This window comes from Romboutsia sedimentorum, from assembly GCF_030131845.1.
In the GTDB taxonomy this organism is placed as follows: domain Bacteria; phylum Bacillota; class Clostridia; order Peptostreptococcales; family Peptostreptococcaceae; genus Romboutsia_D; species Romboutsia_D sedimentorum.
Genome location: NZ_JASKYM010000008.1, coordinates 21,760 through 46,487, shown reverse-complemented (window position 1 = coordinate 46,487; position 24,728 = coordinate 21,760). Strand labels below are relative to the sequence as shown.

General features: G+C 28.6%; 20 protein-coding genes. 17 read left to right on the top strand and 3 right to left on the bottom strand.

All coding sequences use genetic code 11. The annotated features are described in order from the left end of the window. Positions 1-175: 175 nt before the first annotated feature. The 6 genes from arcA (at position 176) to QOZ84_RS13025 (ending at position 7,449) form a co-directional block, all read left to right on the top strand. Positions 176-1,399 (top strand): arginine deiminase, encoded by a 1,224-nt coding sequence (arcA, locus tag QOZ84_RS13050; protein ID WP_284133392.1) that lies wholly within the window; start codon positions 176-178, stop codon positions 1,397-1,399. 148 nt (positions 1,400-1,547) lie between these two features. Beyond that, the gene (gene argF / locus QOZ84_RS13045; protein WP_284133391.1) at positions 1,548-2,543 is read left to right on the top strand and encodes an ornithine carbamoyltransferase; all 996 of its coding nucleotides are present in this window, start codon (positions 1,548-1,550) and stop codon (positions 2,541-2,543) included. 112 nt (positions 2,544-2,655) lie between these two features. Continuing rightward, entirely contained in the window at positions 2,656-3,597 is a 942-nt protein-coding gene (gene arcC / locus QOZ84_RS13040; RefSeq protein ID WP_284133390.1) for a carbamate kinase, read from the top strand. Between the two features lie 186 nt (positions 3,598-3,783). Further along, positions 3,784-5,322, top strand: a complete 1,539-nt coding sequence (locus QOZ84_RS13035; protein WP_284133389.1) for a YfcC family protein — start codon at positions 3,784-3,786, stop codon at positions 5,320-5,322. A 73-nt stretch (positions 5,323-5,395) separates the two neighbouring features. Next, positions 5,396-5,821 (top strand): hypothetical protein, encoded by a 426-nt coding sequence (locus QOZ84_RS13030; protein WP_284133388.1) that lies wholly within the window; start codon positions 5,396-5,398, stop codon positions 5,819-5,821. 137 nt (positions 5,822-5,958) lie between these two features. Further along, positions 5,959-7,449, top strand: coding sequence for a phytoene desaturase family protein (locus QOZ84_RS13025; protein WP_284133387.1), 1,491 nt, complete (start codon positions 5,959-5,961; stop codon positions 7,447-7,449). A 126-nt stretch (positions 7,450-7,575) separates the two neighbouring features. Here QOZ84_RS13025 and QOZ84_RS13020 read toward each other — a convergent pair whose 3' ends face one another. After that, positions 7,576-8,301, bottom strand: coding sequence for a tRNA 2-thiocytidine biosynthesis TtcA family protein (locus QOZ84_RS13020; RefSeq protein WP_331496584.1), 726 nt, complete (start codon positions 8,299-8,301; stop codon positions 7,576-7,578). 307 nt (positions 8,302-8,608) lie between these two features. Here QOZ84_RS13020 and QOZ84_RS13015 point away from each other — a divergent pair, with 307 nt between their 5' ends. The 4 genes from QOZ84_RS13015 (at position 8,609) to QOZ84_RS13000 (ending at position 13,247) form a co-directional block, all read left to right on the top strand. Beyond that, complete coding sequence (locus tag QOZ84_RS13015; protein WP_284133386.1) at positions 8,609-9,064, top strand: S-ribosylhomocysteine lyase; 456 nt, start codon at positions 8,609-8,611, stop codon at positions 9,062-9,064. Between the two features lie 5 nt (positions 9,065-9,069). Beyond that, positions 9,070-9,795: a vitamin B12 dependent-methionine synthase activation domain-containing protein gene (locus QOZ84_RS13010; protein WP_284133385.1), complete on the top strand. Its 726-nt coding sequence runs from the start codon at positions 9,070-9,072 to the stop codon at positions 9,793-9,795. Beyond that, on the top strand, positions 9,767-12,160 hold the full coding sequence (locus QOZ84_RS13005) for a homocysteine S-methyltransferase family protein (protein ID WP_284133384.1): 2,394 nt from the start codon (positions 9,767-9,769) through the stop codon (positions 12,158-12,160). The genes QOZ84_RS13010 and QOZ84_RS13005 overlap by 29 nt, the downstream gene beginning before the upstream one ends. A gap of 127 nt (positions 12,161-12,287) precedes the next feature. Next, positions 12,288-13,247 carry a carbohydrate kinase family protein gene (locus QOZ84_RS13000; RefSeq protein ID WP_284133383.1) on the top strand — a complete coding sequence of 320 codons (960 nt, stop codon included), beginning with the start codon at positions 12,288-12,290 and terminating at the stop codon, positions 13,245-13,247. A gap of 306 nt (positions 13,248-13,553) precedes the next feature. On the opposite strand, the gene QOZ84_RS12995 is transcribed toward QOZ84_RS13000, so the two are convergent. After that, a complete protein-coding gene (locus tag QOZ84_RS12995) occupies positions 13,554-14,783 on the bottom strand; it encodes an aminopeptidase (protein ID WP_284133382.1) in 1,230 nt (409 codons plus the stop codon). Positions 14,784-15,116: 333 nt separating this feature from the next. Between QOZ84_RS12995 and QOZ84_RS12990 the strand changes: the two genes are divergently transcribed. The 4 genes from QOZ84_RS12990 to carB all read left to right on the top strand — a co-directional run bounded on the left by QOZ84_RS12990 (position 15,117) and on the right by carB (position 21,375). Beyond that, a complete protein-coding gene (locus QOZ84_RS12990) occupies positions 15,117-15,971 on the top strand; it encodes a nitroreductase family protein (RefSeq protein WP_284133381.1) in 855 nt (284 codons plus the stop codon). A gap of 386 nt (positions 15,972-16,357) precedes the next feature. Further along, the gene (pyrF, locus tag QOZ84_RS12985) at positions 16,358-17,074 is read left to right on the top strand and encodes an orotidine-5'-phosphate decarboxylase (RefSeq protein WP_284133380.1); all 717 of its coding nucleotides are present in this window, start codon (positions 16,358-16,360) and stop codon (positions 17,072-17,074) included. Positions 17,075-17,086: 12 nt separating this feature from the next. Continuing rightward, entirely contained in the window at positions 17,087-18,133 is a 1,047-nt protein-coding gene (gene carA, locus QOZ84_RS12980; protein ID WP_284133379.1) for a glutamine-hydrolyzing carbamoyl-phosphate synthase small subunit, read from the top strand. Positions 18,134-18,165: 32 nt separating this feature from the next. Next, a complete protein-coding gene (carB, locus tag QOZ84_RS12975; RefSeq protein WP_284133378.1) occupies positions 18,166-21,375 on the top strand; it encodes a carbamoyl-phosphate synthase large subunit in 3,210 nt (1,069 codons plus the stop codon). 42 nt (positions 21,376-21,417) lie between these two features. Here carB and QOZ84_RS12970 read toward each other — a convergent pair whose 3' ends face one another. Then, positions 21,418-22,131, bottom strand: coding sequence for a DUF3298 and DUF4163 domain-containing protein (locus QOZ84_RS12970; protein ID WP_284133377.1), 714 nt, complete (start codon positions 22,129-22,131; stop codon positions 21,418-21,420). 213 nt (positions 22,132-22,344) lie between these two features. Here QOZ84_RS12970 and QOZ84_RS12965 point away from each other — a divergent pair, with 213 nt between their 5' ends. From QOZ84_RS12965 to QOZ84_RS12955, 3 genes are all read left to right on the top strand, one after another. Beyond that, positions 22,345-23,217, top strand: coding sequence for a class I SAM-dependent methyltransferase (locus QOZ84_RS12965; protein ID WP_284133376.1), 873 nt, complete (start codon positions 22,345-22,347; stop codon positions 23,215-23,217). Continuing rightward, a complete protein-coding gene (locus QOZ84_RS12960) occupies positions 23,217-23,882 on the top strand; it encodes an RluA family pseudouridine synthase (RefSeq protein WP_284133375.1) in 666 nt (221 codons plus the stop codon). The genes QOZ84_RS12965 and QOZ84_RS12960 overlap by 1 nt, the downstream gene beginning before the upstream one ends. Positions 23,883-24,007: 125 nt before the next feature. Further along, entirely contained in the window at positions 24,008-24,712 is a 705-nt protein-coding gene (locus tag QOZ84_RS12955) for a peptide arginase family protein (RefSeq protein WP_284133374.1), read from the top strand. The last annotated feature ends 16 nt before the right edge of the window (positions 24,713-24,728 follow it).

Here is a 24,728-nt window from a genome sequence, read left to right as displayed (position 1 = left end):
ATATTTAAGTCTATGAAAAACGTTTTTCTTAATTATTTAATATGAATTTTTTAAAAATATAGATTTTTGGTAATTAAGGAATTAAAAATAAAATTGTCGATAAGTTAACAATAAGTAATATATAGTTAGCGAGTTTATTAGACAAAATTTGACAACAGATTGAGAGGAAAAAGTTATGGGAATTAAAGTAACAAGTGAAATCAAAACGTTGAAAAAAGTTCTACTTCACAAACCAGGTTCAGAAATAGAAAACTTAACACCTGATTATCTAGAAAGATTATTATTTGATGATATTCCATTTTTAGAGGTGGCTCAGCAAGAGCATGATGCATTTGCAGAAATATTAAGACAAAATGGAGTAGAAGTTGTTTATTTACATGAATTAGCAGCTGAAGTTATAGCTGATGAGGAAATAAAAGAACAATTTATACAACAATTTATAAAAGAAGCTGGAATAACAAGTCCAGAATTACATAAAAATGTTTATGAATTCTTAAAAAGATTTAAAAATAATGAAGATCTAATAAGAAAAACAATGGCAGGAATAAATAAAAATGAATTACCACAATTAGGTAAGAAAAGTTTATCTGATTTAGCAGAAGATGATTATCCATTTGTAGCTGATCCAATGCCAAATTTATACTTCACAAGAGATCCATTTGCAACAATAGGAGAAGGTGTAAGTTTAAATAAAATGTACTCAGTAACTAGAAATAGAGAAACTTTATATGCTGATTATATATTCAAATATCATAAGGACTTTAAAGGTCAAGTAGAAAGATTCTACGATAGAGATTTTGAATATCACATAGAAGGTGGAGATATATTAAACTTAACTGAAAAAACTTTAGCTATAGGTATATCTCAAAGAACTCAAGCTGATGCAATAGAGCATATAGCTAAGCAAATATTCTTTAAAAGTCAAAATAAAGATATAGAAACAATATTAGCTTTCAATATTCCAAATAATAGAGCTATGATGCATTTAGATACAGTATTTACTCAAATCGATGTTGATAAGTTTACTATTCATCCAGGAATACAAGGACCATTGCAAGTATTTGAAATAACTAAAGGTAATGTAGAAGGCGAATTAAAAATAGAAGAACTTAATGCGAAATTAGAAGATGTATTAGCTAAATACCTTGGAGTAGAAAAAGTTACATTAATCCAATGTGGTGGCGGAGATAAAGTTATAGCAGATAGAGAACAATGGAATGATGGTTCAAATACATTATGTATAAAACCAGGTGAAGTTGTTGTTTACTCTAGAAACTACATAACTAATAAGTTATTAGTAGATAATGGTATTAAAATACACGTAATACCATCAAGTGAATTATCAAGAGGACGTGGGGGCCCAAGATGTATGTCAATGCCTCTAGTTAGAGAAGTATAACAATTAATATTTAAGTAATAATATTAAAAAATAGCTTAAGAATATACACATACTAAAAATTGTCTAAAGGTTTAATACTAAGCCTTTAGACAATAAATTAAATTAAATTTTTTAAAAATATAATATAACTTATTAGGAGGATTTTACCATGGCAGTTAATTTAAGAGGACGTTCATTTTTAAAATTATTAGATTTTTCGAGTGCAGAAATAAGATACTTATTAGATTTATCTAAAAACTTAAAGGATTTAAAAAGAGCTGGAGTAGTAAATAAAACTTTAGAAGGAAAAAACGCTGTTATATTATTCGCAAAAGACTCAACTAGAACTAGATGTTCATTTGAAGTTGGGGCAATGGATTTAGGTATGGGTGTTACTTACCTAGGACCAACTGGTTCTCAAATGGGTAAAAAAGAATCTATAGCAGATACTGCTAGAGTTTTAGGAAGAATGTATGATGGTATAGAATATAGAGGATTCGAGCAAGAAATAGTAGAAGAATTAGCTGCTCATGCTGGAGTACCAGTTTGGAATGGATTAACAAATGAGTTCCATCCAACTCAAATGATAGCTGACTTATTAACTATAGAAGAAAAATTAGGAAGATTAAAAGGTGTAAACTTTGTTTACATGGGAGATGCTAGAAACAACATGGGTAACTCTTTAATGGTTGCTTGTGCTAAAATGGGATTAAATTTCACAGCTTGTGCTCCAAAAGAATTATTCCCAGCTGAAGAATTAGTAGCTACTTGTGAAGCAATAGCTAAAGATAATGGTTGTACAATAACATTAACTGAAGATGTTATGGCTGGAACTAAGAACGCTGACGTTATATACACTGACGTTTGGGTATCTATGGGAGAACCTGTTGAAGTTTGGGAAGCTAGAATAGCTCAATTAAAACCATTCCAAGTTAATAAATCTGTTATGGACAATGCTAACCCAGAAGCAATATTCATGCACTGTTTACCAGCATTCCATGATACAAAAACTACTACAGGAAAAGAAATGGCTGAAAAATTCGGTATAACTGAAATGGAAGTTACTGATGAAGTATTTGAATCTAAGCAATCAGTTGTATTTGATGAAGCAGAAAACAGAATGCATACTATAAAAGCTATAATGGCTGCTACTATAGGACAATAAATTATAGAAATAAAGTTAAATTAAGCAAAACATGTAACCCCCATTTTGTTATCGGAGAATTTAGATGGGGGTTATAGTTGTATAAAATATATTTAGATAGAGGTGTCAAACTATGAAGAGATTAGTTATAGCTTTAGGTGGAAATGCATTAGGAAACAATCCAGAAGAACAATTAAAATTAGTTAAACAAACAGCAAAGACAATAGTAGATCTTTCAGAAGAAGGATATAACGTAATAGTTGGACATGGTAATGGACCACAAGTAGGTATGATAAATTTAGCTATGGATTTTGCAGCTAACAATGGTGCTAATACTCCAAGTATGCCATTTGCAGAATGTGGATCAATGAGTCAAGGTTATATAGGTTATCATTTACAACAATCAATAAAAAATGAATTAAATGCTAGAAAACTTAATAAAAACGTTGCAACAATAGTAACTCAAGTTGTAGTTGATGAAAAAGATGAAGCATTTAAAAACTTAACTAAACCAGTTGGTATGTTCTATACTAAAGACGAAGCAGATAAAATAGCTGCTGAAAAAGCTTTTACTTTTGTAGAGGACTCAGGAAGAGGATATAGAAGAGTTGTTGCTTCTCCACAACCACAAAAAATAGTTGAGTTAGAAACTGTTAAGCAATTAGTTGATAACGGAAGTATAGTAATAACTATTGGTGGTGGTGGTATACCAGTAATAGAAAAACAAGATGGGTCTTTAGAAGGTGTAGCAGCAGTTATAGACAAAGACAAATCAAGTGCTAAGTTAGCAAAAGACCTTGATGCAGAAATGTTAGTAATATTAACAGCTGTTGATAGAGTTTGCATAAACTTCAACAAACCAAATCAAGAAGAATTAGCTTCTATAAACTTAGAAGAAGCTGCTAAATATATAGCTGAAGAGCATTTTGCAAAAGGATCTATGTTACCTAAAGTAGAAGCATGTGTAGATTTTGTAGCATCATCTACTAACGGAAAAGCATTAATAACTTCTCTAGAAAAAGCTAAAGAAGCTTTACATGGAAAAACAGGAACTATAATATGTAAAGATAGATAGATCTTTAATGCATAATAATAAGCACGTTTACAAAAAGGAAATATTATTCTTAGATAGAATAGTATTTTCTTTATTTACAGAAAATGTTATTATATAATTGAATTGAATGTTATATTTTAAACGATTTTTATAGAGATTAACTCTTAAAAATAATGTGAAAATTAAAAAATAAAGGGGAAATGTAAGATGTCAAAAGACAAGAAAAAGAAATTTAAGTTCCCATCTGCTTATACGGTATTATTAGCAATAATGATATCAATCGCACTAATAACTCAATTTGTGCCAGGAGTTAAAAAAGCTCAATTATCTGACTTAGTTATGGCACCAGTAACAGGTATGGTTGGGATAAAAGATTTAGCTTTAGACGAACAAATAAGTACATCTATGGACAAAGGCGGAGTAGAAGCTGCTTTAAAAACTATAAATGACTCAGAAACTAACTATATGAGTGTATGGAATGAAGGACAACTTAAAGGTGCAATAGATGTTGCACTATTCGTACTTATAATAGGTGGATTCTTAGGGGTTGTAACAAAAACAGGTGCTTTAGATGCTGGAGTTGGAGGACTTGTTAAAAAATTAAAAGGTAAAGAATTAATGCTAATACCAGTTTTAATGTTATTATTCTCATTAGGTGGTACTTCTTACGGAATGGCAGAAGAATCATTAGCATTTTATGCACTAATAACTGCAACTATGATGGCAGCAGGTTTTGATCCATTAGTAGGAGCGGCTACATTATTACTTGGTTGTGGAGTAGGGGTTTTAGGATCAACAGTAAATCCATTTGCTATAGGAGCGGCTGTTTCAGCAGCTGGAGCAGCAGGAGTTACGATAAATCAAGGTAGTACAATAGCATTAGGTGCTGTATTATGGATTGTAACTTTACTAATAGCAATAGCTTACGTTATGAGATATGCTAAAAAAGTATATGCTGATAAAAATGCTACTTTATTATCTAAACATGAATTAGAGACAGCTAATGAAGCTTTTAGTCAAAACTCTGAGGAAATTTTAGAATTAAACGGAAAAAGAAAAATAGTATTAGTATTATTTGGATTATCTTTTGCAGTAATGATAGCAAGTGTTATACCATGGAATGATTTTGGTGTAACAATATTTGATAATACTGCATGGTTTAATGGATCTCCATTAGGAAAATGGTGGTTCCCAGAGTTAACAGTATGGTTCTTCTTAATGTCTGTTGTAATAGGTTTAGTTTACAGAATGTCTGAAGAAGACATAGTTGGTTCATTTATAAATGGATGTGCTGATATGGTCGGGGTTGCCCTTGTTGTAGGTATATCAAGAGGAGTATCTTTCATGATGGCAAACTCAGGATTAGATTTATACATATTAGATAAAGCATCAGGAGTATTAAGCGGAGTATCAGGTATGTTATTTGCTAACATGGCATACTTAATATACATAGCATTATCATTCTTAATACCATCAACTTCTGGACTTGCTTCAGTTTCTATGCCAATATTTGCACCATTAGCACAAAAGTTAAATATTGCACCAGAGATAATAGTTTCAGCTTTCTCTGCTGGTTCAGGTATAGTAAACTTAGTAACTCCAACATCAGGAGTTGTTATGGGTGGTCTTGCAATATCAAAGATAGAATATAGTACATGGATTAAGTTTGTAACTAAATTATTAGTGATGATATTTATTGCAACAGTAATTATATTAGCTGTTGGACCTATGCTTTTAGGTTTATAAAATTACTCAAAAACCATAAGGCTTTTAATAAAAGCTTTATGGTTTTATTTTTAAATAAGGATAGGTGATTGATATGGGTCTTGTTAGCGTTTTAAGTTCTTTTTATTTTGTATTTACAGTTTTATTGATATTTAAGAAAAGTACTATGGGTAAAACATATTTTTTATTTGGAATATTGACATATATTTTCGTAATAGGATATTCATTTATTCCTAAAGTTCCAGCAAACTTACAACAATTAGGAATTTTTATTGTATTTTCATTGATGATATTACTGTTTGGTCTGATGTCTGGTATTACCATCAAACTATTTAAGAAAAGCAATAAAACTTCTGTAATAATGGCAATAATATCTTCTGTTTTATTAATACTTTTAGTATTTAATACTAAGGGATACCTAACATATATGTATATTCCTGTATTATTATATATGGTTCAAAACAAGCTTAATGTAAAAATAGATAACTCAGTAAAGCCATTAAATAAAAAAATTATATAGTTAAGAATAAAGACCTCAAAACACCTTAGGATTTGGCATTTGTAGGTCTATTATTTTGTGAAAATTACAAATAATAATAAGCTTAAGAGGAATACTAATTATATTATAAAAAATTAGTACTTAAGGAAGTGTAAATTATGAAAAGTGTAATTACTGTGGGGGCTGGAATAGGAGGACTTTGTACAGCAATAAGATTACTGAAACAGGGATACAAAGTAACCATATTAGAAAAAGAAAAAGAAATAGGTGGAAAAGTTAATATAAAAAATATAGAAGGTGCTACGTTTGATTTAACAGCATCTATATTAATGACTCCTAAAATATACACTGAAATTTTTGATGAAGTTGGAAAAGATTATAAAGATTATTTTGAGCTAATAAAAATAGATCCTATATATAGAGTTAATTATCATAATGGAGATAGATATGATTTTTATAGTGATTTAAGCAAAATGGTAAGAGTATTGGAACATATGCAAGAGGGGTTATCTATTGAATATTTGAACTTTACATCTAAATCTTTGGAAAAATATATCTATAGTAAAAAATATTTTTTAGACAAATCAATGACAGATATAAATGATGTATCGATTAGTAAATCTCTAAAAGTATTATCACAAATAAAGCCATTTACTAATGTTAATAAATACGTAGAAAATATAATATCTAACAAACAATTAAAAGAATACTTAATATTTCAATCTATGTATATAGGAATAAACCCATACACAAGTTCTAACCTATACACTTTAATACCAGCTATATCGCATACATATGGATTATGGTATATAAAAGGTGGTTTTTACAAATATATAGAAGCTCTAAAAAAATTAATATTAGAATTAGGTGGAGTAATAGAAACTGAAAATAATGTAGAAAAAATATTGATACATAAGGATAAGATTGTAGGTGTTGAATCGAATAAAGGAATTTATAAATCTGATATAGTTGTATGTAATGCTGACTATCCTTATGCTATAACTAATTTAATCAATAAAGGAAAAAATAATAAGATAAAGAAAATAAAAAAAGAAGAATATTCTTGTTCAATTTTTATTATGTACCTAGGACTTAATAAAAAATACGATGATTTACAAGTACATAATATGTATATAGGAGACAATTTCAAAGAAAATATTGAAAGTTCATTCAAAGGTAAATTACCAAAATCTCCATCAATATATTTATATTATCCAAGTAAAATAGATGAATCTGTATCAGGTTCTTTTGAAAGTATACTGAATATAATGGTGAGAGTGCCTAATTTAGAATATAAAAGTATAAAGTGGAACAAAGAAAATATAAGAAAATTTAGAAACATTATTATAAATCAATTAAAAAATGTAAAAGGTCTAGAAAATCTAAACAAAGAAATATTATATGAATCATATTTAACGCCAATACAACTAAAACGTAGATTTAATTCTTATAATGGAACAGCATTTGGAATAAGTCATAAATTAAATCAAACCACTTATTTTAGACCTCATATAAATGATGAAAATACAAATGGACTTTATTTTATAGGTTCGTCAACTCATCCTGGAAATGGGGTATCTGTAATAATAGATGGAAGTAAACTTGTATGTGACGAGATTTGCAAAAAGTACGATAATAGCACTATTTAGCTAATAAATATTTAGAATTATTAAAACAAGATGATATATTAAATAAGCCTAAAATTCTATGAAAAAATAAGAAATACACTATTTTATTTCTTATTTTTTCATAAATAAAATAGTGCATTTAAAAATTTATTTTATTTTATCTTTATCCCATATAAATAATTTTTCTGAATTATTTAATGCTCCAAATATATGTTTTTTAACTCCAGGCATATCTGCGTTTAATTTTATTATAAGTTCTTTTATATCTTGTCTTTTAGTATGTCCATTAGCAGGACATGGATTTTCTATGACTGGGTAATTGCAATCTTTAGTGATTCTTTTAGTCATATATTCGTCTATATATACCATAGGTCTTATCACTGTTAAGTCTTGATTATCCATATAGCTCTTTGGAGAAAAACAATTTACTCTTCCTTCATAAAACATAGACATTAAAAAAGTTTCTATAGCATCATCTTTATGATGTCCAAGAGCAACTTTATTACATCCTAATTCTTTTGCATTACTGTTTAAAGCACCACGTCTTAAATTTGCACATAAAGAACATGGATTTTTTTCTTTTCTTATATCAAATACAATTTCTTTTATATTTGTTTGAATTTCATAAAAAGGGACTTCTAAATCTTCACATAATTTGTATAAAGGAGAATTATCTACTCCCCCAGGATTTAGAGTAATAGCTATTAGTTCGAATTTTTGAGGCGAAAATTTCTGGTAATTTTTTAGAATGTGAAGTAAAGTTAAACTATCTTTACCTCCAGAAAGTCCAACTGCTATTTTATCATTTTCTTGTATCATATCAAAATCTTGTATAGCTTGACGAGCTTTACTAAGAAGTTTTTTCATAGACATATTTATATCCTCCGTTGAAAAATACTATATAAATAAGTATTTATATTTTAGTTAATTAAAATTTTATAGAATTATCTAAAATATTATAACAAACTTGCTAATACTAAACAATAAGGCTTCATATAAAGGTTTAGCGTGAAACATTCAAAAGTTGTGTTTAACAGGTTGAATTTTAGCATTGTAATAGTTAAATTTAATTCATTTGAAAAATTAGAAATGATATTTTTATTATAAAAAATGTTATATAAGATTATTCCAACATTTTGAAGTATAATATATATAATTTAAAATAGGGGAGGATAAAAAAATGCAAAAAGTAGAGAGTTTTAAATTAGACCATACAAAGGTAAAAGCACCGTATATAAGAAAATGTTGTGTGTTAGATGGAGTAAATGGCGATAAAGTGACTAAGTTTGATTTAAGATTCTTACAACCAAATGCAGAAACTTTTGGGACAGCTGCTATACATGGATTAGAGCATTTATTAGCCACTTATTTAAGAGAAACATTAGACAATATAATAGATTTATCTCCAATGGGATGTAGAACAGGATTTTATTTAATAATGTGGGGAGAAGTAGAACCACAAGCTGTAAAAGAAGGACTAGAGAGTGCATTAGATATGGTATTAAAAGTAAATGAAATGCCAGCTGCTAGTGCTATAGAATGTGGAAATTATAAAGATTTATCTTTATTTGGAGCAAAAGAATATGCTAGGGAAGCTTTAGAAAAAGGATTCTCTCTTAATATTTATGGAGAATAGATAATATGTCGTTTAAATTTGATAATCTGATAAAGATAGAGGAAAAAGAAGTTTTAAGATATTTAGAATATAAAGGTCAATACATAAGTGATAACCTTAAAAATAACATTTATGAGTGTATAAAAATAACTAAAGAAAAGATAAACCCTCGATATATTTTGAGGGTTTATCCTATATTAATAGAAAATAAGGGTGCTTGCTATAATAAAATATCTATAAAAGGTAGTAACTTAAAATTAAAAAGTAGAGATTTATATAATATATTAAAAGATTGTGACGAATGTATTATTATTAGCGCTACATTAGGAATAGAAATTGAAAAAGAAATAAGAAAATATTCATATAGTCAATTAAGCAAAAGTATAATACTGGATGCATGTGCAACTACTGCAATAGAAGAAGTATGTGATGCAGTACAGTCTAATATTGAAAAAGAATTAAATCAAAAAGGAAAACACATAACCATGAGATATAGTCCGGGCTATGGAGATTTACCATTAGAATTAAATAAAGAAATATTAAATTTACTAAATGCTCAAAATCAAATAGGATTAACAATAAATGATAGTGGAATAATGATTCCAAGGAAATCAGTAGTTGCAATAATGGGTATAACGCACAAAACAATAAACAGGGTACAACCTTCATGTTTAAATTGTGAGAACCATAAAACTTGTAAATACAAAAAAGGGGATGTAGATAATGAATGTAGTAGAGTATATAAAAAATAATATATTATTATTTGATGGAGCAATGGGAACAATGCTTCAGCAAAAAGGATTGAAAATAGGTGAAAACCCAGAGCTATTTGCACTTGAAAATCCAGAAAAATTAATGGAGATACATAAATTATATTTAGAAGCAGGGTGTAACGTAGTTACTACAAATACATTTGGAGCAAATGGATTAAAATTAGATAAGCTTGGATATACAGTAGAAGAAGTTGTAGAAAATGCAGTCAAAATGGCTAGATGTGCAATAGAGAAAGTAGATAAATCAAAACCTAGATATGTAGCACTTGATATGGGACCAATTGGAGAGATGCTAGAACCTATGGGAACTTTAAGTTTTGATAATGCATATGAAATTTTTAAAAGACAAGCAATACAAGGGGAAAAATTTGGAGTAGATTTAATTATTATAGAAACTATGATGGATCTATATGAAGCAAAAGCAGCTGTTTTAGCAGTAAAAGAAAATACTAATTTACCTGTATTTTGTACTATGACATTTGATGAAAATGAAAGAAGTTTTACGGGATGTATGCCAGAAAGTATGGTAGCAACTATTGAAGGCTTAGGAGTAGATGCAATAGGTGTGAATTGTTCATTAGGTCCAAAACAGTTATTACCAATAGTTAAAAAGATATGCAAGATAGCTACTATACCAGTTATAGTTCAAGCTAATGCAGGTCTACCAGATATAATAGATGGTCAAGCTATATACAATGTGAACAAGGATGATTTTTATGAAGGCGTGCAAAAATTTATAGAGGCGGGGGCATCAATAATAGGTGGATGTTGTGGTACTAATCCATCATTTATAAATAAAATATCACAAAACTTAGATAAACTTGAAATAGTTGAGATAGAAAAAGAGATAAAAAGTATAGTTTGTTCACCATCTAAATGTGTTGAAATAAAAGCACCTACAGTTATGGGAGAGAGAATAAATCCAACAGGAAAGAAATTATTACAACAATCTATTAAAAATGGAAATTTTGATTATGCAATAAATTTAGGATTAGAGCAAATTAATGCAGGAGCGGAGATTTTAAATGTTAATGTTGGACTAGCAGATATAGATGAATCTAAAATGATGCCAAGAATTTTAAAAGAAATACAGTCAGTAATAGATGTACCTCTACAAGTTGATTCATCGGATATAAAAGCATTAGAACAAGGTCTTAGATATTATAATGGAAAGACTATAGCAAATTCAGTAAACGGCAAAGAAGAGTCACTAAATAGTATACTTCCAATAGTAAAAAAATATGGAGCTTGTGTAGTAGGCCTTACATTAGATGAAAATGGAATACCACAAAAAGCACAAGATAGATTTGAAATCGCAAAGAAAATAGTAGATAAAGCTATGGAATATGGTATAAAAAAACAAGATATATTCATAGATTGTTTATCTTTAACAGTATCAGCACAACAAGAAGAAGCGATAGAAACTTTGAAATGTATAAAAATGGTTAAGGAAAAACTAGGAGTAAAAACTATATTAGGAGTATCTAATATTTCTTTTGGAGTACCAAATAGAAAGGCTTTAAATAGTTCATTCTTAACATTAACTTTAGGTTATGGGCTAGATTTACCAATAATAAATCCTAATGAAGAAAACATGATGGAAGCTATAAATTCTTTTAAGGTAATAAAAAATATAGATAAAAATTGTGTTGAATATATAAATAAATACAATACTATTACAAATAATAAAAATATAAATAAATCAAAAGAAAACAATAGTGAGTTAACTTTAAAGCAAGTAGTACAAAGAGGATTACAAGAAGACTGCAAGTCTATAACAACATCACTTTTACAAAAATATTCTGAAGATAAAATTTTAGATGAAATTTTAATACCTGCATTAGATGAAGTTGGAAAAAAATATGACAGTGGTGAAATATTTTTACCGCAACTAATTCAATGTGCAGAAACAGTTAAAGTATCACTAAATGTAATAAAAGAAAGCTCACTTCAAAAAAATGATAAATCTGTATATAAAGGTAAAATAATTTTAGCTACAGTAAAAGGCGATATTCACGATATCGGGAAAAACATAGTTAAAATTATGATTGAAAACTATGGTTATGAAGTAATAGATTTAGGAAAAGATGTGCCCATTGAAGTAGTAGTTGAAGAAGCAAAAAAGAGAAAAATAAAATTAATAGGATTAAGTGCATTAATGACAACAACTGTTGTGAGCATGAAAGAAACAATAGAAGCATTGAGAAAAGAAGATATGGATGTAAAGGTATTTGTAGGTGGAGCTGTACTTAACGAAGAGTATGCAAAAGAGATAGGATCAGACTATTATTCTAAGGATGCTAAATCTGCAGTAGAAATAGCTAAATTGCATTTTGAAAAATAAATTTTATAAAAAATAACATTGTTCGACAAAAAAATAGCTGGAAATGATAAGAATATACAAAATATATAGAAAAAACTAATAAAAATATGATAAAATAGGTAGGTGATTCTTAGGGAGGGTAAATAAAATGATTGAAAAAAAACTGCCTTATGCATTAGTTTTCGGAGTATCAGTTTTTGATATTTGCGGATTTACAGATAGAAATTATAGATGTAATGATTCTAATCCTGGTAAAGTAAAGACTTCTTTTGGAGGTGTTTGTAGAAATATAGCTGAATGTATGGCAAGAGTTAACGTCAATACAAAGTTTATATCTATTTTAGGCGATGATGAGCCTGGAAATAGAATGATTGAACACTCTAAAAAGATGAAATACGATATGAGTGAGTCTTTAATTATTAAAGATGGTCATACACCTACATATATGGCTATTTTAGACGAACAAGGTGAAATGGTATCTGCTGTAGTAGATATGAAAATAATAGATATGTTTACTACAAAATTTATAGATTCTAAAGCAGAAATAATAAAAAATTCAGAGTATATGATACTAGATTCAGATAGACCTGATATAGTAGAATATATAATAAAAACATTTAGCGGAGAAACTAAATTTATATTAGATCCAGTATCTGCTGCAAAAGCAAAAAATGTAAAACATTTAATAAGTCATTTCCATACAATAAAGCCTAATAGATATGAAGCAGAAATAATGTGTGGATTTAAAATACACAATGATGAAGATTTAAGAAAAGCAGGTCAATATTTTATAGACTTAGGAATACAAAATGTATTTATAACATTAGATGAAGATGGAATATACTACAATAATGGAACTAGTGAAGGTAAGATAAAAGCTAACAATGTTAAAGTTGTTAATGTTACCGGAGCAGGAGATTCTTTCGTTGCAGGTATTGCTAATGGATATATGAATAACATAGATGTAGTTGATACTGTAAAGTATGCAATAGCTATGTCGACTATAACTATTTCTACAGAAGAAACTATACATCCAGGTATATGCGACGACTTAGTTGAACAATATATGGATAATATAGAATGGACTGAATTAGAATATAGTAAATAAAAATTTATTATAAAAATAAGATAAACAAAACTAAGGTATAAATTAATCTATTTTAGATTAATTAATATAAATATTTTTCGTCAACTTAAAAAAAGATTAGTGGAATTTTAAAATTCTATTAATCTTTTTTTATTTATTAAAAAAGTTTGTTTAAAATGTATATCTTTCTTTTTTCTGTACATAATTAAGGTATAGGAGATATTTACTCCCCCAAATAATAAATATCTCCTATATCTCCCCCAATGAGCATCTATAACGGAAATAGATGCTTTTTTTTGTCTAAATACTTAAAATTCAAAAACTAAATTAGAAAGCCCAGTTTCCATCTTTGAAGATTTGAACTTCTTCTCCAGAATAAGTTTGTCCAACTATATTCATGTCATTAGAACCAATCATAAAGTCAACGTGAGTTAAACTTTGGTTTACTCCACGGTTGTCACAATCTTCATCTTTTATTTCAGCTCCATTTTTGATACATGTTCTGTATGCAGCACCAATAGCAAAATGGCAAGATGCATTTTCATCAAATAAAGTATTAAAGAATACTATGTTTGTATCAGATATAGGTGATTTAAAAGGTACTAATGCAACCTCACCTAAGTAATGAGAACCTTCATCTGTATCTATAAGTTTTCCTAAAGTTTCAGCACCTTCTTTAGCAGTAAAGTCTACTATTTTTCCATCTTTAAAAGTTAAAGAGAAATCGTCTATAACGTTTCCACCATAAACAAGAGGCTTAGTACTATGAACGATACCGTTTACCTTGAATTTATGAGGCATAGAGAAAACTTCTTCTGTTGGCATATTTGCATTAAATTCAATTCCATTAGGGTCCTTTGAAGATCCACTTAACCAAGCATGTCCTTCTGGTAAATCCATAGTAATATCAGTTTTTGAAGATTTGAATTTTAAAGTTTTAAAGTTCTTGTCATTTAAGAAGTTCATTCTTAATTTTAAATCAGCATTATGGTTTTTCCAAGCTTCTATTGGATCTTGTCCAGAAACTCTTGTACATTTAAATATTGCTTCCCATAGTTTGTCTACAGACTCGCTACTAGATGCGCCAGGGAATACTTTTTTAGCCCATGCTTCAGTTGGAACAGATACTATACTCCATTTACATTTATCAGATAATGTGTAAGTTCTCCATTCTTTTAGAGCTACAGCCGAAGCTTTTTGGAAATTAGCAACTCTCTGAGGATCTACATTTTTTAATAAATCAGGATCTTGAGCATATATAGTTAAGAAAGCTCCACCTTCTTTTGCTATATCAACATATTGATCTGAAGTCCATTTTGGGAATTCATTAAATGATTCTTCTGGTGCATTTAAATATCTTAATAAAGTAGATTGTTCATCTGACCACTCTATATGTACGTTTTTAGCTCCACATTTGTAAGCATGTACTAAAACTTTTCTTGCGAAAGCAGCACACTCTATTGGTGATCTTACAAGTAAAGTTTGATCAGGTTGAATATTAACACCAACTTTAACTGCAAGCTCTGCGTATTTATCTAAATTTCTTTCAAATTCCATAAATATTACCTCCTAATATTAGCTAATTTTAACTCTAGATATATTTTAATATATAATTGAAATTAAAAATAGCCAAAAAAATAAAATTTATAATGAATTTATAATAATATATATATTTTTATAGTAAAACTGTACAAAAAAATTAAAAAAAACTTATAATATAATATATAGATTTTATTAAATTATTAATAAGTAAATTACTATTTAAGTAGATGATAAATAAATAGTTTTGCATATGAATTTAATTTTAAATAATTATAATTATAGGGAATTAATTATGTTTGATAGTTTAAATTTTTTAACATACAAATGCAATTAAGTAGGAGGACGTAGATGGAGTTATACGACGCTATTTTTTATAGAAGAACTATAAGAAATTACTCAAATAAAAATATAAATGAACTTTTGATGAAAGAAGTAAAAAAAATATGTAGCGACATAACTTATTTAAATGAAGATTTAAAAATTACAGCTCATGTTATAGAAAGAGGTCATTTAATTCATTTTTTAATGGGAAAAGAATGCAAGGTTAAAGCGCCACATTATATAGTGGTAAGTTGTAATAAGGGTGAAGATTATCTTCAAAATATAGGATTTGCGATTGAAAAAGTAGTGTTGCAATTAACTACTTTAGGACTTGGAACATGTTGGGTGGAGTGTGATATAAAAAGAGAAGACATTGAAGAATTTGTATATTATGAAGATAAAGAAAGAGTATACGGTAAATTGCATGAAAATAAAGTATTATCTGAAGACGAAAATATAGAAGAAGAAATTGAAGATGAAGACGAAATTGAAAAGCCGTGTATGGTTATAGCTTTTGGATATGCTAAAAAAGAAGAAAAGTTGTTTGAGCTAACGGATGCTCATAGAAGAAGAAAAAGAATAAAACATATATCTAAAAAAATGGATAGAAAATGGATAAAAATTCTTAATTCAGTTACAGTAGCTCCATCTATAAAAAATTCTCAGCCATGGATGTTCTATAACTATAAAAATAGAATAGACGTGTATGAAGAAAAACCAAAAAAAGGTTTAGAGGATATGAGTAAGGTAAGTATGGGAATTGCATTAAGACATTTTGATATGGCTTGTGAAAAGTATGATATTGATGTTGAATATCAGAAAAGCGATGCCAAAAAAAGATTAGGGAAAAATTATTATATTAGTATATTAGAAAAAATATAATAAATAATAATAAAAAGAATAGTTGACATCAAAAGTAATAAATGTAATAATTGTAAACAAGATAAAGCTTTAAATTATCACAGAGAGGGTATGAAGCTATTAAACTAAAAATAAAATTCCTTAAAATAGTCCAGAGAGGCTAAAAAGGTTAAATATAAAATGATTGTCTAAATTTGTATTTATAACCTCTAGCTATCTTAGTTAGGGGTTTTTTTAATAAAAAAATAAAAATAAAAAAGAATAAAGTCTTTTAAACTAGTCCAGAGAGGCTGGGAAAGATATCTCATAGCTTAAAACGTATAAAAGCTATGTATAGATAAAAATCCTTACACCTCTATTTGGTGTAAGGATTTTTTATTGGGCTTTATTAAAAAGGAGAATTCAATATGATAAAAGGAAAAGAAAAATTAATTGTTGCAATTGACACTAATGAATTTGATAAAGCTAAAGAGTTAATAGATAAACTAGAAGACAGTGTAGATATATTTAAAGTTGGCCTAGAGCAATATGTTTCAACTAGAGGCAAAACAGTAGATTATTTAAAAGAAAAAGGTAAAAAAATATTCTTAGACCTTAAATTCCACGATATACCAAACACAATGGAAAGCGCAGTAAGAGCAGCAGTAAGAGATAATGTATGGTTAATGACAATACATGTATCTGACATGGAAGGTATGAGAAGATGCGCATTGGCTGCGAAAGAAGAAGCAGCAAAGCTAAATATAGAAAAACCATTAATAGTAGGTGTTACAGTTTTAACTTCATTAAGTAATCAAGATTTAGCTGATATAGGTTGTAATCTAAATACAGAAGAGTTAGCTATAAAAAGAGCTAAGTTAGCTAAAGAATCAGGAATAGATGGAGTTGTTTGTTCAGCTCAAGAAGTTCATAAAATAGTAGAAGCATGTGGAAATGATTTTATAACAGTATGTCCAGGAATAAGACCAGCCTCGTCAGAAGTAGGAGATCAAAAAAGAGTTGTTACTCCAGCTGATGCAATAAAAAGAGGTGCTCACTACTTAGTAGTTGGAAGACCTATAACTCAAGCTCAAAATCCAAATGAATCAGCAACTAGCATAGTAGCTGAAATAGAGAATGCTTAGGAGGTAAGGTATATGAAGGGGAAATTAATATTACAAGACGGAACAATATTTGAAGGAAATGCTTTTGGATACTTAAAAGACAGCATAGGTGAAGTAGTATTTAATACTTCAATGATAGGATATGGAGAAGTACTAACTGATCCATCGTACTATGGCCAAATAGTAACTATGACTTACCCTCTTATAGGAAACTATGGAATAAACCTAGAAGATGTAGAATCAAAAGGAGTTCATGTAAAAGGATTTATAGTAAGAGAAAAAAGTGATAATCCAAATAACTTTAGATGTGAAATGGATTTAGACACATACTTAAAACAAAATAAAGTTATAGGACTTGAAGGCATAGATACAAGAGCTTTAACTAAAATATTAAGAAATAATGGAACTATGAAAGGCATAATAACTTTAGAAAGTGCTTCATTAGAAGATGTTGCTTCTAAATTAGATAGTTTCTCAAATACAACAGCTGTAAAAACAGTAACTAGAAAAGAAGTAGAACATATAAATGGAGATGGGCCTAAAGTAGCAGTTATGGACTTTGGAGTTAAGCAAAATATATTAAGATCATTTGCAAAACGCGGGTGTGATATAACTGTATTCCCTGCAAACACTAAGCCAGAAGAAGTGCTATCAATAAACCCAGATTTAATATTCTTATCTAACGGACCTGGAGATCCAGAAGATTTAGAAGATGTTATAGAAAATATAAAAGAATTAGTTGGAAAAAAACCGATAGTTGGAATCTGTTTAGGACATCAACTTTTAGCACTAGCTTTAGGTGGTCAGACATCTAAGTTAAAGTTTGGACATAGAGGTGGAAATCATCCAGTTAAGGATTTAGAACAAAATAAAGTATTTATAACATCTCAAAATCATGGATACTATGTTTCACAAATGCCAGAGAGCATGAAAGTAACTCATGTGAATTTAAATGATAATACTGTAGAAGGAATGAGACATACACAGTTACCTATATACAGTGTTCAATATCATCCAGAAGCTTGTCCAGGACCACAAGACAATGATTACATATTTGATAAGTTTTTAGAATTAGTATAAATCATAAATCGTTTAGATAAGGAGAAAAAATTATGCCTAAAATAGATAGTATAAAAAAGACGTTAGTATTAGGTTCGGGACCTATAATAATAGGACAAGCAGCAGAATTTGATTATTCTGGAACGCAAGCTTGTCAAGCTTTAAAAGAAGAGGGAATAGAAGTAGTATTAATAAACAGTAACCCAGCTACAATCATGACGGATAGAGAAGTAGCGGATAAAATATATATAGAACCATTAACAATAGAGTTTATAGAAAAGATAATAGAAAAGGAAAGACCAGATAGTTTACTTGCAGGGATGGGTGGACAAACAGGACTTAACTTAGCAGTTGAATTACATGATGCAGGAATATTAGAAAAGTATAATGTAAAAGTAATAGGTACTTCTATAGAGTCCATTAAAAAAGGTGAAGATAGGGATACTTTTAGAAATGTAATGAGAGAAATAAATCAACCTGTTGTAATAAGTGACATCGTAACTGATTTAGAAAGTGGATTAAAGTTTGCAGACCAGATAGGGTATCCGGTAGTTGTTAGACCAGCTTACACATTAGGTGGAACTGGTGGAGGTATAGCTGAAAGTGTAGAAGAATTAACAGAAATACTTACACAAGGTTTACAATTAAGTCCAGTTAAACAAGTATTACTTGAAAAGAGTATAAAAGGTTGGAAAGAAATAGAATATGAAGTAATGAGAGATGGAAACGGAAACTGTATAACTGTATGTAATATGGAAAATATAGATCCAGTTGGAGTGCATACTGGAGACAGTATAGTTGTAGCACCTAGCCAGACTTTAAGTGATAAAGAATATCAAATGCTTAGAACTGCATCAATAGATATAATAAATGCAATCGAAGTTAAAGGTGGATGTAATGTACAAATAGCATTAAATCCTCACAGTTTAGAATATGCAATAATAGAAATAAATCCAAGAGTTTCAAGATCATCAGCTCTAGCATCAAAGGCTACGGGTTATCCAATAGCAAAAGTGGGAGCGAAAATAGCACTAGGATATACATTAGATGAAATACAAAATGCTGTAACAAAGAAAACTTATGCATGTTTTGAGCCAACACTAGATTATGTAGTAGTAAAGATACCAAAGTGGCCATTTGATAAGTTTAAACAAGCGAATAGAAAACTAGGAACAAAGATGATGGCAACAGGGGAGATAATGAGTATAGGAAGTAACTTTGAAGCAGCACTACTTAAAGGTATAAGATCTCTTGAAATAGGAAAATATTCTTTAGTTCATGCAGAGTCTGAAGAAAAAAGCATAGAGTTATTAAAGAAAAGTGTAGTAGTACCTGATGATGAGAGATTATTTGATTTAGCTGAAATGATAAGAAGAGGCTATAAATTAGAAATGATAGAACAAATCACTGGAGTAGATAAGTGGTTTATAAATAAATTTAAGTGGATAGTAGAACAAGAAGAAAAATTAAAAGAGATGAAGATAGAAGATTTAAATAAAGAATATCTACTACAATTAAAGAAAAAAGGATTCTCTGATAAAGGTATAGCTGATTTAATGAAAATAAGTCCAGAAAGACTATGTGAATTAAGAAAGTTATACAACATAAAGCCATCATATAAAATGGTTGATACTTGTGGAGGAGAGTTTGATGCACTATCTCCATACTATTATTCTACATACGAGCAATATGATGAAGTAGAAATAAGTGATAGAAAAAAAGTTATGGTTTTAGGGTCTGGTCCAATAAGAATAGGTCAAGGTATAGAATTTGATTATTGTTCAGTTCATTGTGTAAAAGCACTAAGAAAAATGGGAATAGAAACTATAATAGTAAATAATAACCCAGAAACAGTAAGTACAGATTTTGATACATCTGATAGATTATATTTTGAGCCATTAACTGAAGAAGAAGTATTAAATATTATAGAAAAAGAAAATCCAGATGGAGTTATACTTCAATTTGGAGGTCAAACTGCAATAAAGTTAGCTAAGTTCTTAGATGAAAAGAAAATAAAGATATTAGGAACTGATTTTAAGGATATAGATGCAGCAGAAGACAGAGAAAAATTTGAAGAACTATTAGAAAAACTAGATATAAATAGACCAAAGGGAAAAGCTATATGGTCAGTAGAAGAAGGTATTAAAGAAGCTAAAAAATTAGGTTATCCAGTATTAGTTAGACCATCTTATGTACTTGGTGGTCAAGGTATGGAAATAACTTATGATGAAAATAAATTAGCTAGATATTTAGAAAATGCATTTAAAAGAGATAATAAAAATCCAGTTCTTATAGATATGTATTTAGTAGGTAGAGAAATAGAAGTAGATGCAATATGTGATGGGGATGATATATTAATACCAGGGATAATGGAACACTTAGAAAGAGCAGGAGTTCACTCAGGGGATAGTATAACAATGTATCCAAGTCAAAATATAAGTGATGAAATAAAATCTAAAATATTAGATTATACTAAAAAAATAGCATTAGATTTAAATGTACTTGGAATGGTAAATATACAGTTTATAGAATTTAAAAACGAATTGTATATAATAGAAGTTAACCCAAGAGCGAGTAGAACTGTACCATATATAAGTAAAGTAAGTAATGTGCCTATAATAGACTTAGCTACTAGATGTATGTTAGGATCTAAATTAAAGGACTTAGGATATGGAACTGGCGTATATAAAGAACCTAGATTAGTATCAGTAAAAGTACCAGTGTTCTCTATGTCAAAACTTGCTAAAGTAGATATAAGCTTAGGTCCAGAAATGAAATCTACTGGAGAAGTATTAGGTATAGGTGAAAATTTAGAAGAAGCACTATGTAAAGGGTTTATAGCAGCAGGAAAAACTATGTCTGATAAAAGAGGTGTAGTATTGGCTACTATAAATAACTATGATAAAGAAGAATTTATAGCAATAGCAAAAGACATGAATGAATTAGGATATACTTTCTTAGCTACAGAAGGGACAGCAAATATTCTGAAAATAAATGGAATAAAAGCAGATATAGTTAATAGGGTAGAAGAATCTAGACCTAACATATTAGATGCTATAAGAAATAAAGAAGTAGATATAGTAATAAATACAGCTACTAAAGGAAATGATTCTACTAGAGATGGATTTAAAATAAGAAGAACAGCAACAGAGTTCTCAACTGAAATAATGACATCATTAGATACATTAAGAGCTTTAGTTGGGGTAAAAAAGAAAAAAATAATAAATGCTGGATTAGATGTATACAATATAGCAAAATTATAAAAATAAAAAGGATAAATTCACTATATAGTGAATTTATCCTTTTTATTTATTTAGTTTTTTCTTTCTCACAGGAGGAGAATAAATATTTTGAGCATAGCAATAAAAACGAGGATTAATATAAGATTTAAATTTTTCAAATGGGATTTTGAATTTAGGTACACCAAATTCTATGGGCGCAATTTGAGCTAATTCAAAATATACAACTATTCCAGAATCAGTTAAATAAAAAGCTTGATCTTGTGGAATATCTATAAATACATCTTTATAATACCATTCTTTATTTTGAAAAATTTTATAACTAACATATTCAGTAATAATCTTCATATAATCTACACCATGGTTAAAAATATCCTTAAGTAAAATTGTATCTCCAGTAAGTAAATCAATATTATAATTATTTATTTGACTGTATTCAGCAATTGACGTTCCGTCAAGCGCCATTAGGCTTAGCTTAGAACTTAATATATGATTTTTGTTAAATGTAACGTTATAAGATGAACGTACTGTATAATTAGTGTTTTGAGAGCTCTCATTATACTCTTCAAGTAAGCCATCTTTAAAAGTATAAGCATCACTTTTGATTGTATCATTTATATTATTAAGCACGTTGGGATTTACATTAAAGTAAGTATTATTAAAATTATAAAATGATGGATACTGCAAATTATAATAAAAGAAACCGTCTCTTTTCATATCTTCGTTGAATTTTACATGAATTAAATTATAAATACAACCGTCATATCCTCTAAAATTCATTATTATCATTCACCCCTTATTCAAAAAATTAGTTACAATATAGTATGCTAAATGAAAGAAGATAGTTAATGCAAAATTAAATAAATAAGTAGTAATACAAATAGTAGCTTAAATAATTTATAATAAGTATAGAAAGTGGTTAAAATACCGAAAATATGAATTAATAATATGGTATAATACATAAATTGAGATTAAAAAATTAGGAGGACATGAATGTTATTATTAGCAGATAAATGGAAAGACTATGAACTTATAGATATGGGTAACGGAGAAAAATTAGAAAGATGGGGAGATGTAGTTCTTAGAAGACCGGATCCTCAAGTAATGTGGCCTATACAAAATGAAAGCGGATTATGGAAAAATCCTCATGGACATTACCACAGAAGTAGTAGAGGTGGAGGTCAATGGGAAGCTAAGAAAAAATATCCTGAAAAGTGGACTATAAGCTACAAAGAATTGAAGTTTAACATAAGTCCTACTGGATTTAAACATACTGGATTATTCCCAGAGCAAGCAGCTAACTGGGATTGGTCAATGGAAAAAATAAGAAATGCTAACAGACCTATAAAGGTATTAAACTTATTTGCATACACAGGTGGAGCTACAGTAGCTTGTGCAGCAGCAGGAGCGGAAGTTTGTCATGTTGATGCATCTAAAGGTATGGTAACTTGGGCTAAGGAAAACTTACAAACATCAGGACTACAAGATAGCAAAGTAAGATTTATAGTTGATGATGTTGTTAAGTTTGTTGAAAGAGAAGTTAGAAGAGGAAATAAATATGATGCTATAATAATGGATCCACCTTCTTACGGAAGAGGTCCAAAAGGTGAAGTATGGCAAATAGAAGAAAAATTATATGGTTTAGTTGATTTATGCACTAAAGTATTATCTGACGATCCATTATTTTTCTTGATAAATTCATACACTACTGGATTATCTCCAATAATATTAGAACATATATTAGATGCTACTGTTGAAAAGAAATCAAAAGGTGGAAAAATATATGGTGGAGAAATAGGTATACCTACTTCTAGAGACGGTAAAGTTCTTCCTTGTGGTATATTTGGAAGATGGGAGTCTAAGTAATGATAAAGGTTATATATGAAGATAACCATTTATTAGTTGTAGAAAAACCAGTTAACATATTATCACAAGGTGATGATACTAACGATAAAGATATGGTTAATCTTTTAAAGCAATATGTAAAAGAAAAATACAATAAACCAGGAAATGTATATATAGGTTTGATACATAGGCTAGATAGACCGGTGGGTGGGGTTATGGTTTTTGCAAAAACATCTAAAGCCGCATCTAGATTATCTGAGCAAGTGAGAAATAAGACTTTTAAAAAGACTTATAGAGCTGTTATACATGGAACAATGAGCAAAGACAAAGATACTTTAAAAGATTATCTTTATAAAAATAGAAAAACTAATATGGTTACTGTAGTTAAAAAAGACCATAATGAAGCTAAAAATGCAGAATTAAGTTATGAAACTTTAAATAAAAAAGATGGATTTAGTTTTGTTGAGGTTGATTTAAAAACAGGAAGATCTCATCAAATTAGAGTTCAGTTTGCGAGTAGAAAGCATCCTCTATTTGGAGATCAAAGATACGGACAATCTGTAAATAAAGTTGGACAACAAATATCTCTATGGGCGCACAAAGTAGAAATAGAACATCCAACTACTAAAGAAAAAATGGAATTCACATGTGAACCACCACAAGAATATCCTTGGAATTTATTTTAATAAATAGGAGCTACCTTCAAAATAGAAGATAGCTCCTATTTATAATAGCTTGGTATCAAAAAATATTTAATCAACATAGCATAAATATTTAATATATAATTAAACTATAGTTAAGAGGAGACAATATGGAAAGATACATAGGATTTTATATTGAAAAACCTATTGGTAATAATATTTTTTCTTATGAAGAAAGAGAAAATAAAAAAATTTATGTTCCAAAATTAATAGAAGGTAATTTAAATGATATTAAGGTTGGAGATAAAATTGTATTTAATGAAATAGATGAAGAAAAAGAAATAAAAGCAAGAGGTCTTAAAAATATGGTCAAATATAACATAGACCAAAAAGATGTATATATATTTGATAATCATAACCATGCTCTTTATTTTTGGATAAAAAGTCTAAAAAAAGATAAGTTTAGTAAAGGGTGCAAATTAGTACATGTAGATCAACATAAGGATATGAGAGAGCCTGATGATTATAATGTTAATATGGATAACATAGAAGATGTTTTTACATATACTAATGAAGTTTTAAATGTAGGAAATTTCATTCAACCTGCATTAAAACACAATATATTTTCAGATGTTGTTATAATAGATAGTTCTTATGGATTTGATTTAGATATAAAAGGAGAATATGTATTAGACATAGATTTGGATATATTCTCTAAAGATATGGATTACATACCCCATGAAATAAAAATTTGTAAGATACAAAATCTTATAAAGAAAGCTAAAGTTATTACCATAGCAAGTAGCCCATTTTTTATAGACCAAGAGTATGCTATAAAAGTATTAAAAGAATTATTTAATTATGATATAATGTAAGAGTTGATTTAAAGAA

Excerpts from the sequence above, each read along its gene's own strand:
- arcA (WP_284133392.1), top strand. The coding sequence starts at position 176 with ATGGGAATTAAAGTAACAAGTGAAATCAAAACGTTGAAAAAAGTTCTA.
- argF (WP_284133391.1), top strand. The coding sequence starts at position 1,548 with ATGGCAGTTAATTTAAGAGGACGTTCATTTTTAAAATTATTAGATTTT.
- arcC (WP_284133390.1), top strand. The coding sequence starts at position 2,656 with ATGAAGAGATTAGTTATAGCTTTAGGTGGAAATGCATTAGGAAACAAT.
- QOZ84_RS13035 (WP_284133389.1), top strand. The coding sequence starts at position 3,784 with ATGTCAAAAGACAAGAAAAAGAAATTTAAGTTCCCATCTGCTTATACG.
- QOZ84_RS13030 (WP_284133388.1), top strand. The coding sequence starts at position 5,396 with ATGGGTCTTGTTAGCGTTTTAAGTTCTTTTTATTTTGTATTTACAGTT.
- QOZ84_RS13025 (WP_284133387.1), top strand. The coding sequence starts at position 5,959 with ATGAAAAGTGTAATTACTGTGGGGGCTGGAATAGGAGGACTTTGTACA.
- QOZ84_RS13020 (WP_331496584.1), bottom strand. The coding sequence starts at position 8,301 with ATGTCTATGAAAAAACTTCTTAGTAAAGCTCGTCAAGCTATACAAGAT.
- QOZ84_RS13015 (WP_284133386.1), top strand. The coding sequence starts at position 8,609 with ATGCAAAAAGTAGAGAGTTTTAAATTAGACCATACAAAGGTAAAAGCA.
- QOZ84_RS13010 (WP_284133385.1), top strand. The coding sequence starts at position 9,070 with ATGTCGTTTAAATTTGATAATCTGATAAAGATAGAGGAAAAAGAAGTT.
- QOZ84_RS13005 (WP_284133384.1), top strand. The coding sequence starts at position 9,767 with ATGAATGTAGTAGAGTATATAAAAAATAATATATTATTATTTGATGGA.
- QOZ84_RS13000 (WP_284133383.1), top strand. The coding sequence starts at position 12,288 with ATGATTGAAAAAAAACTGCCTTATGCATTAGTTTTCGGAGTATCAGTT.
- QOZ84_RS12995 (WP_284133382.1), bottom strand. The coding sequence starts at position 14,783 with ATGGAATTTGAAAGAAATTTAGATAAATACGCAGAGCTTGCAGTTAAA.
- QOZ84_RS12990 (WP_284133381.1), top strand. The coding sequence starts at position 15,117 with ATGGAGTTATACGACGCTATTTTTTATAGAAGAACTATAAGAAATTAC.
- pyrF (WP_284133380.1), top strand. The coding sequence starts at position 16,358 with ATGATAAAAGGAAAAGAAAAATTAATTGTTGCAATTGACACTAATGAA.
- carA (WP_284133379.1), top strand. The coding sequence starts at position 17,087 with ATGAAGGGGAAATTAATATTACAAGACGGAACAATATTTGAAGGAAAT.
- carB (WP_284133378.1), top strand. The coding sequence starts at position 18,166 with ATGCCTAAAATAGATAGTATAAAAAAGACGTTAGTATTAGGTTCGGGA.
- QOZ84_RS12970 (WP_284133377.1), bottom strand. The coding sequence starts at position 22,131 with ATGAATTTTAGAGGATATGACGGTTGTATTTATAATTTAATTCATGTA.
- QOZ84_RS12965 (WP_284133376.1), top strand. The coding sequence starts at position 22,345 with ATGTTATTATTAGCAGATAAATGGAAAGACTATGAACTTATAGATATG.
- QOZ84_RS12960 (WP_284133375.1), top strand. The coding sequence starts at position 23,217 with ATGATAAAGGTTATATATGAAGATAACCATTTATTAGTTGTAGAAAAA.
- QOZ84_RS12955 (WP_284133374.1), top strand. The coding sequence starts at position 24,008 with ATGGAAAGATACATAGGATTTTATATTGAAAAACCTATTGGTAATAAT.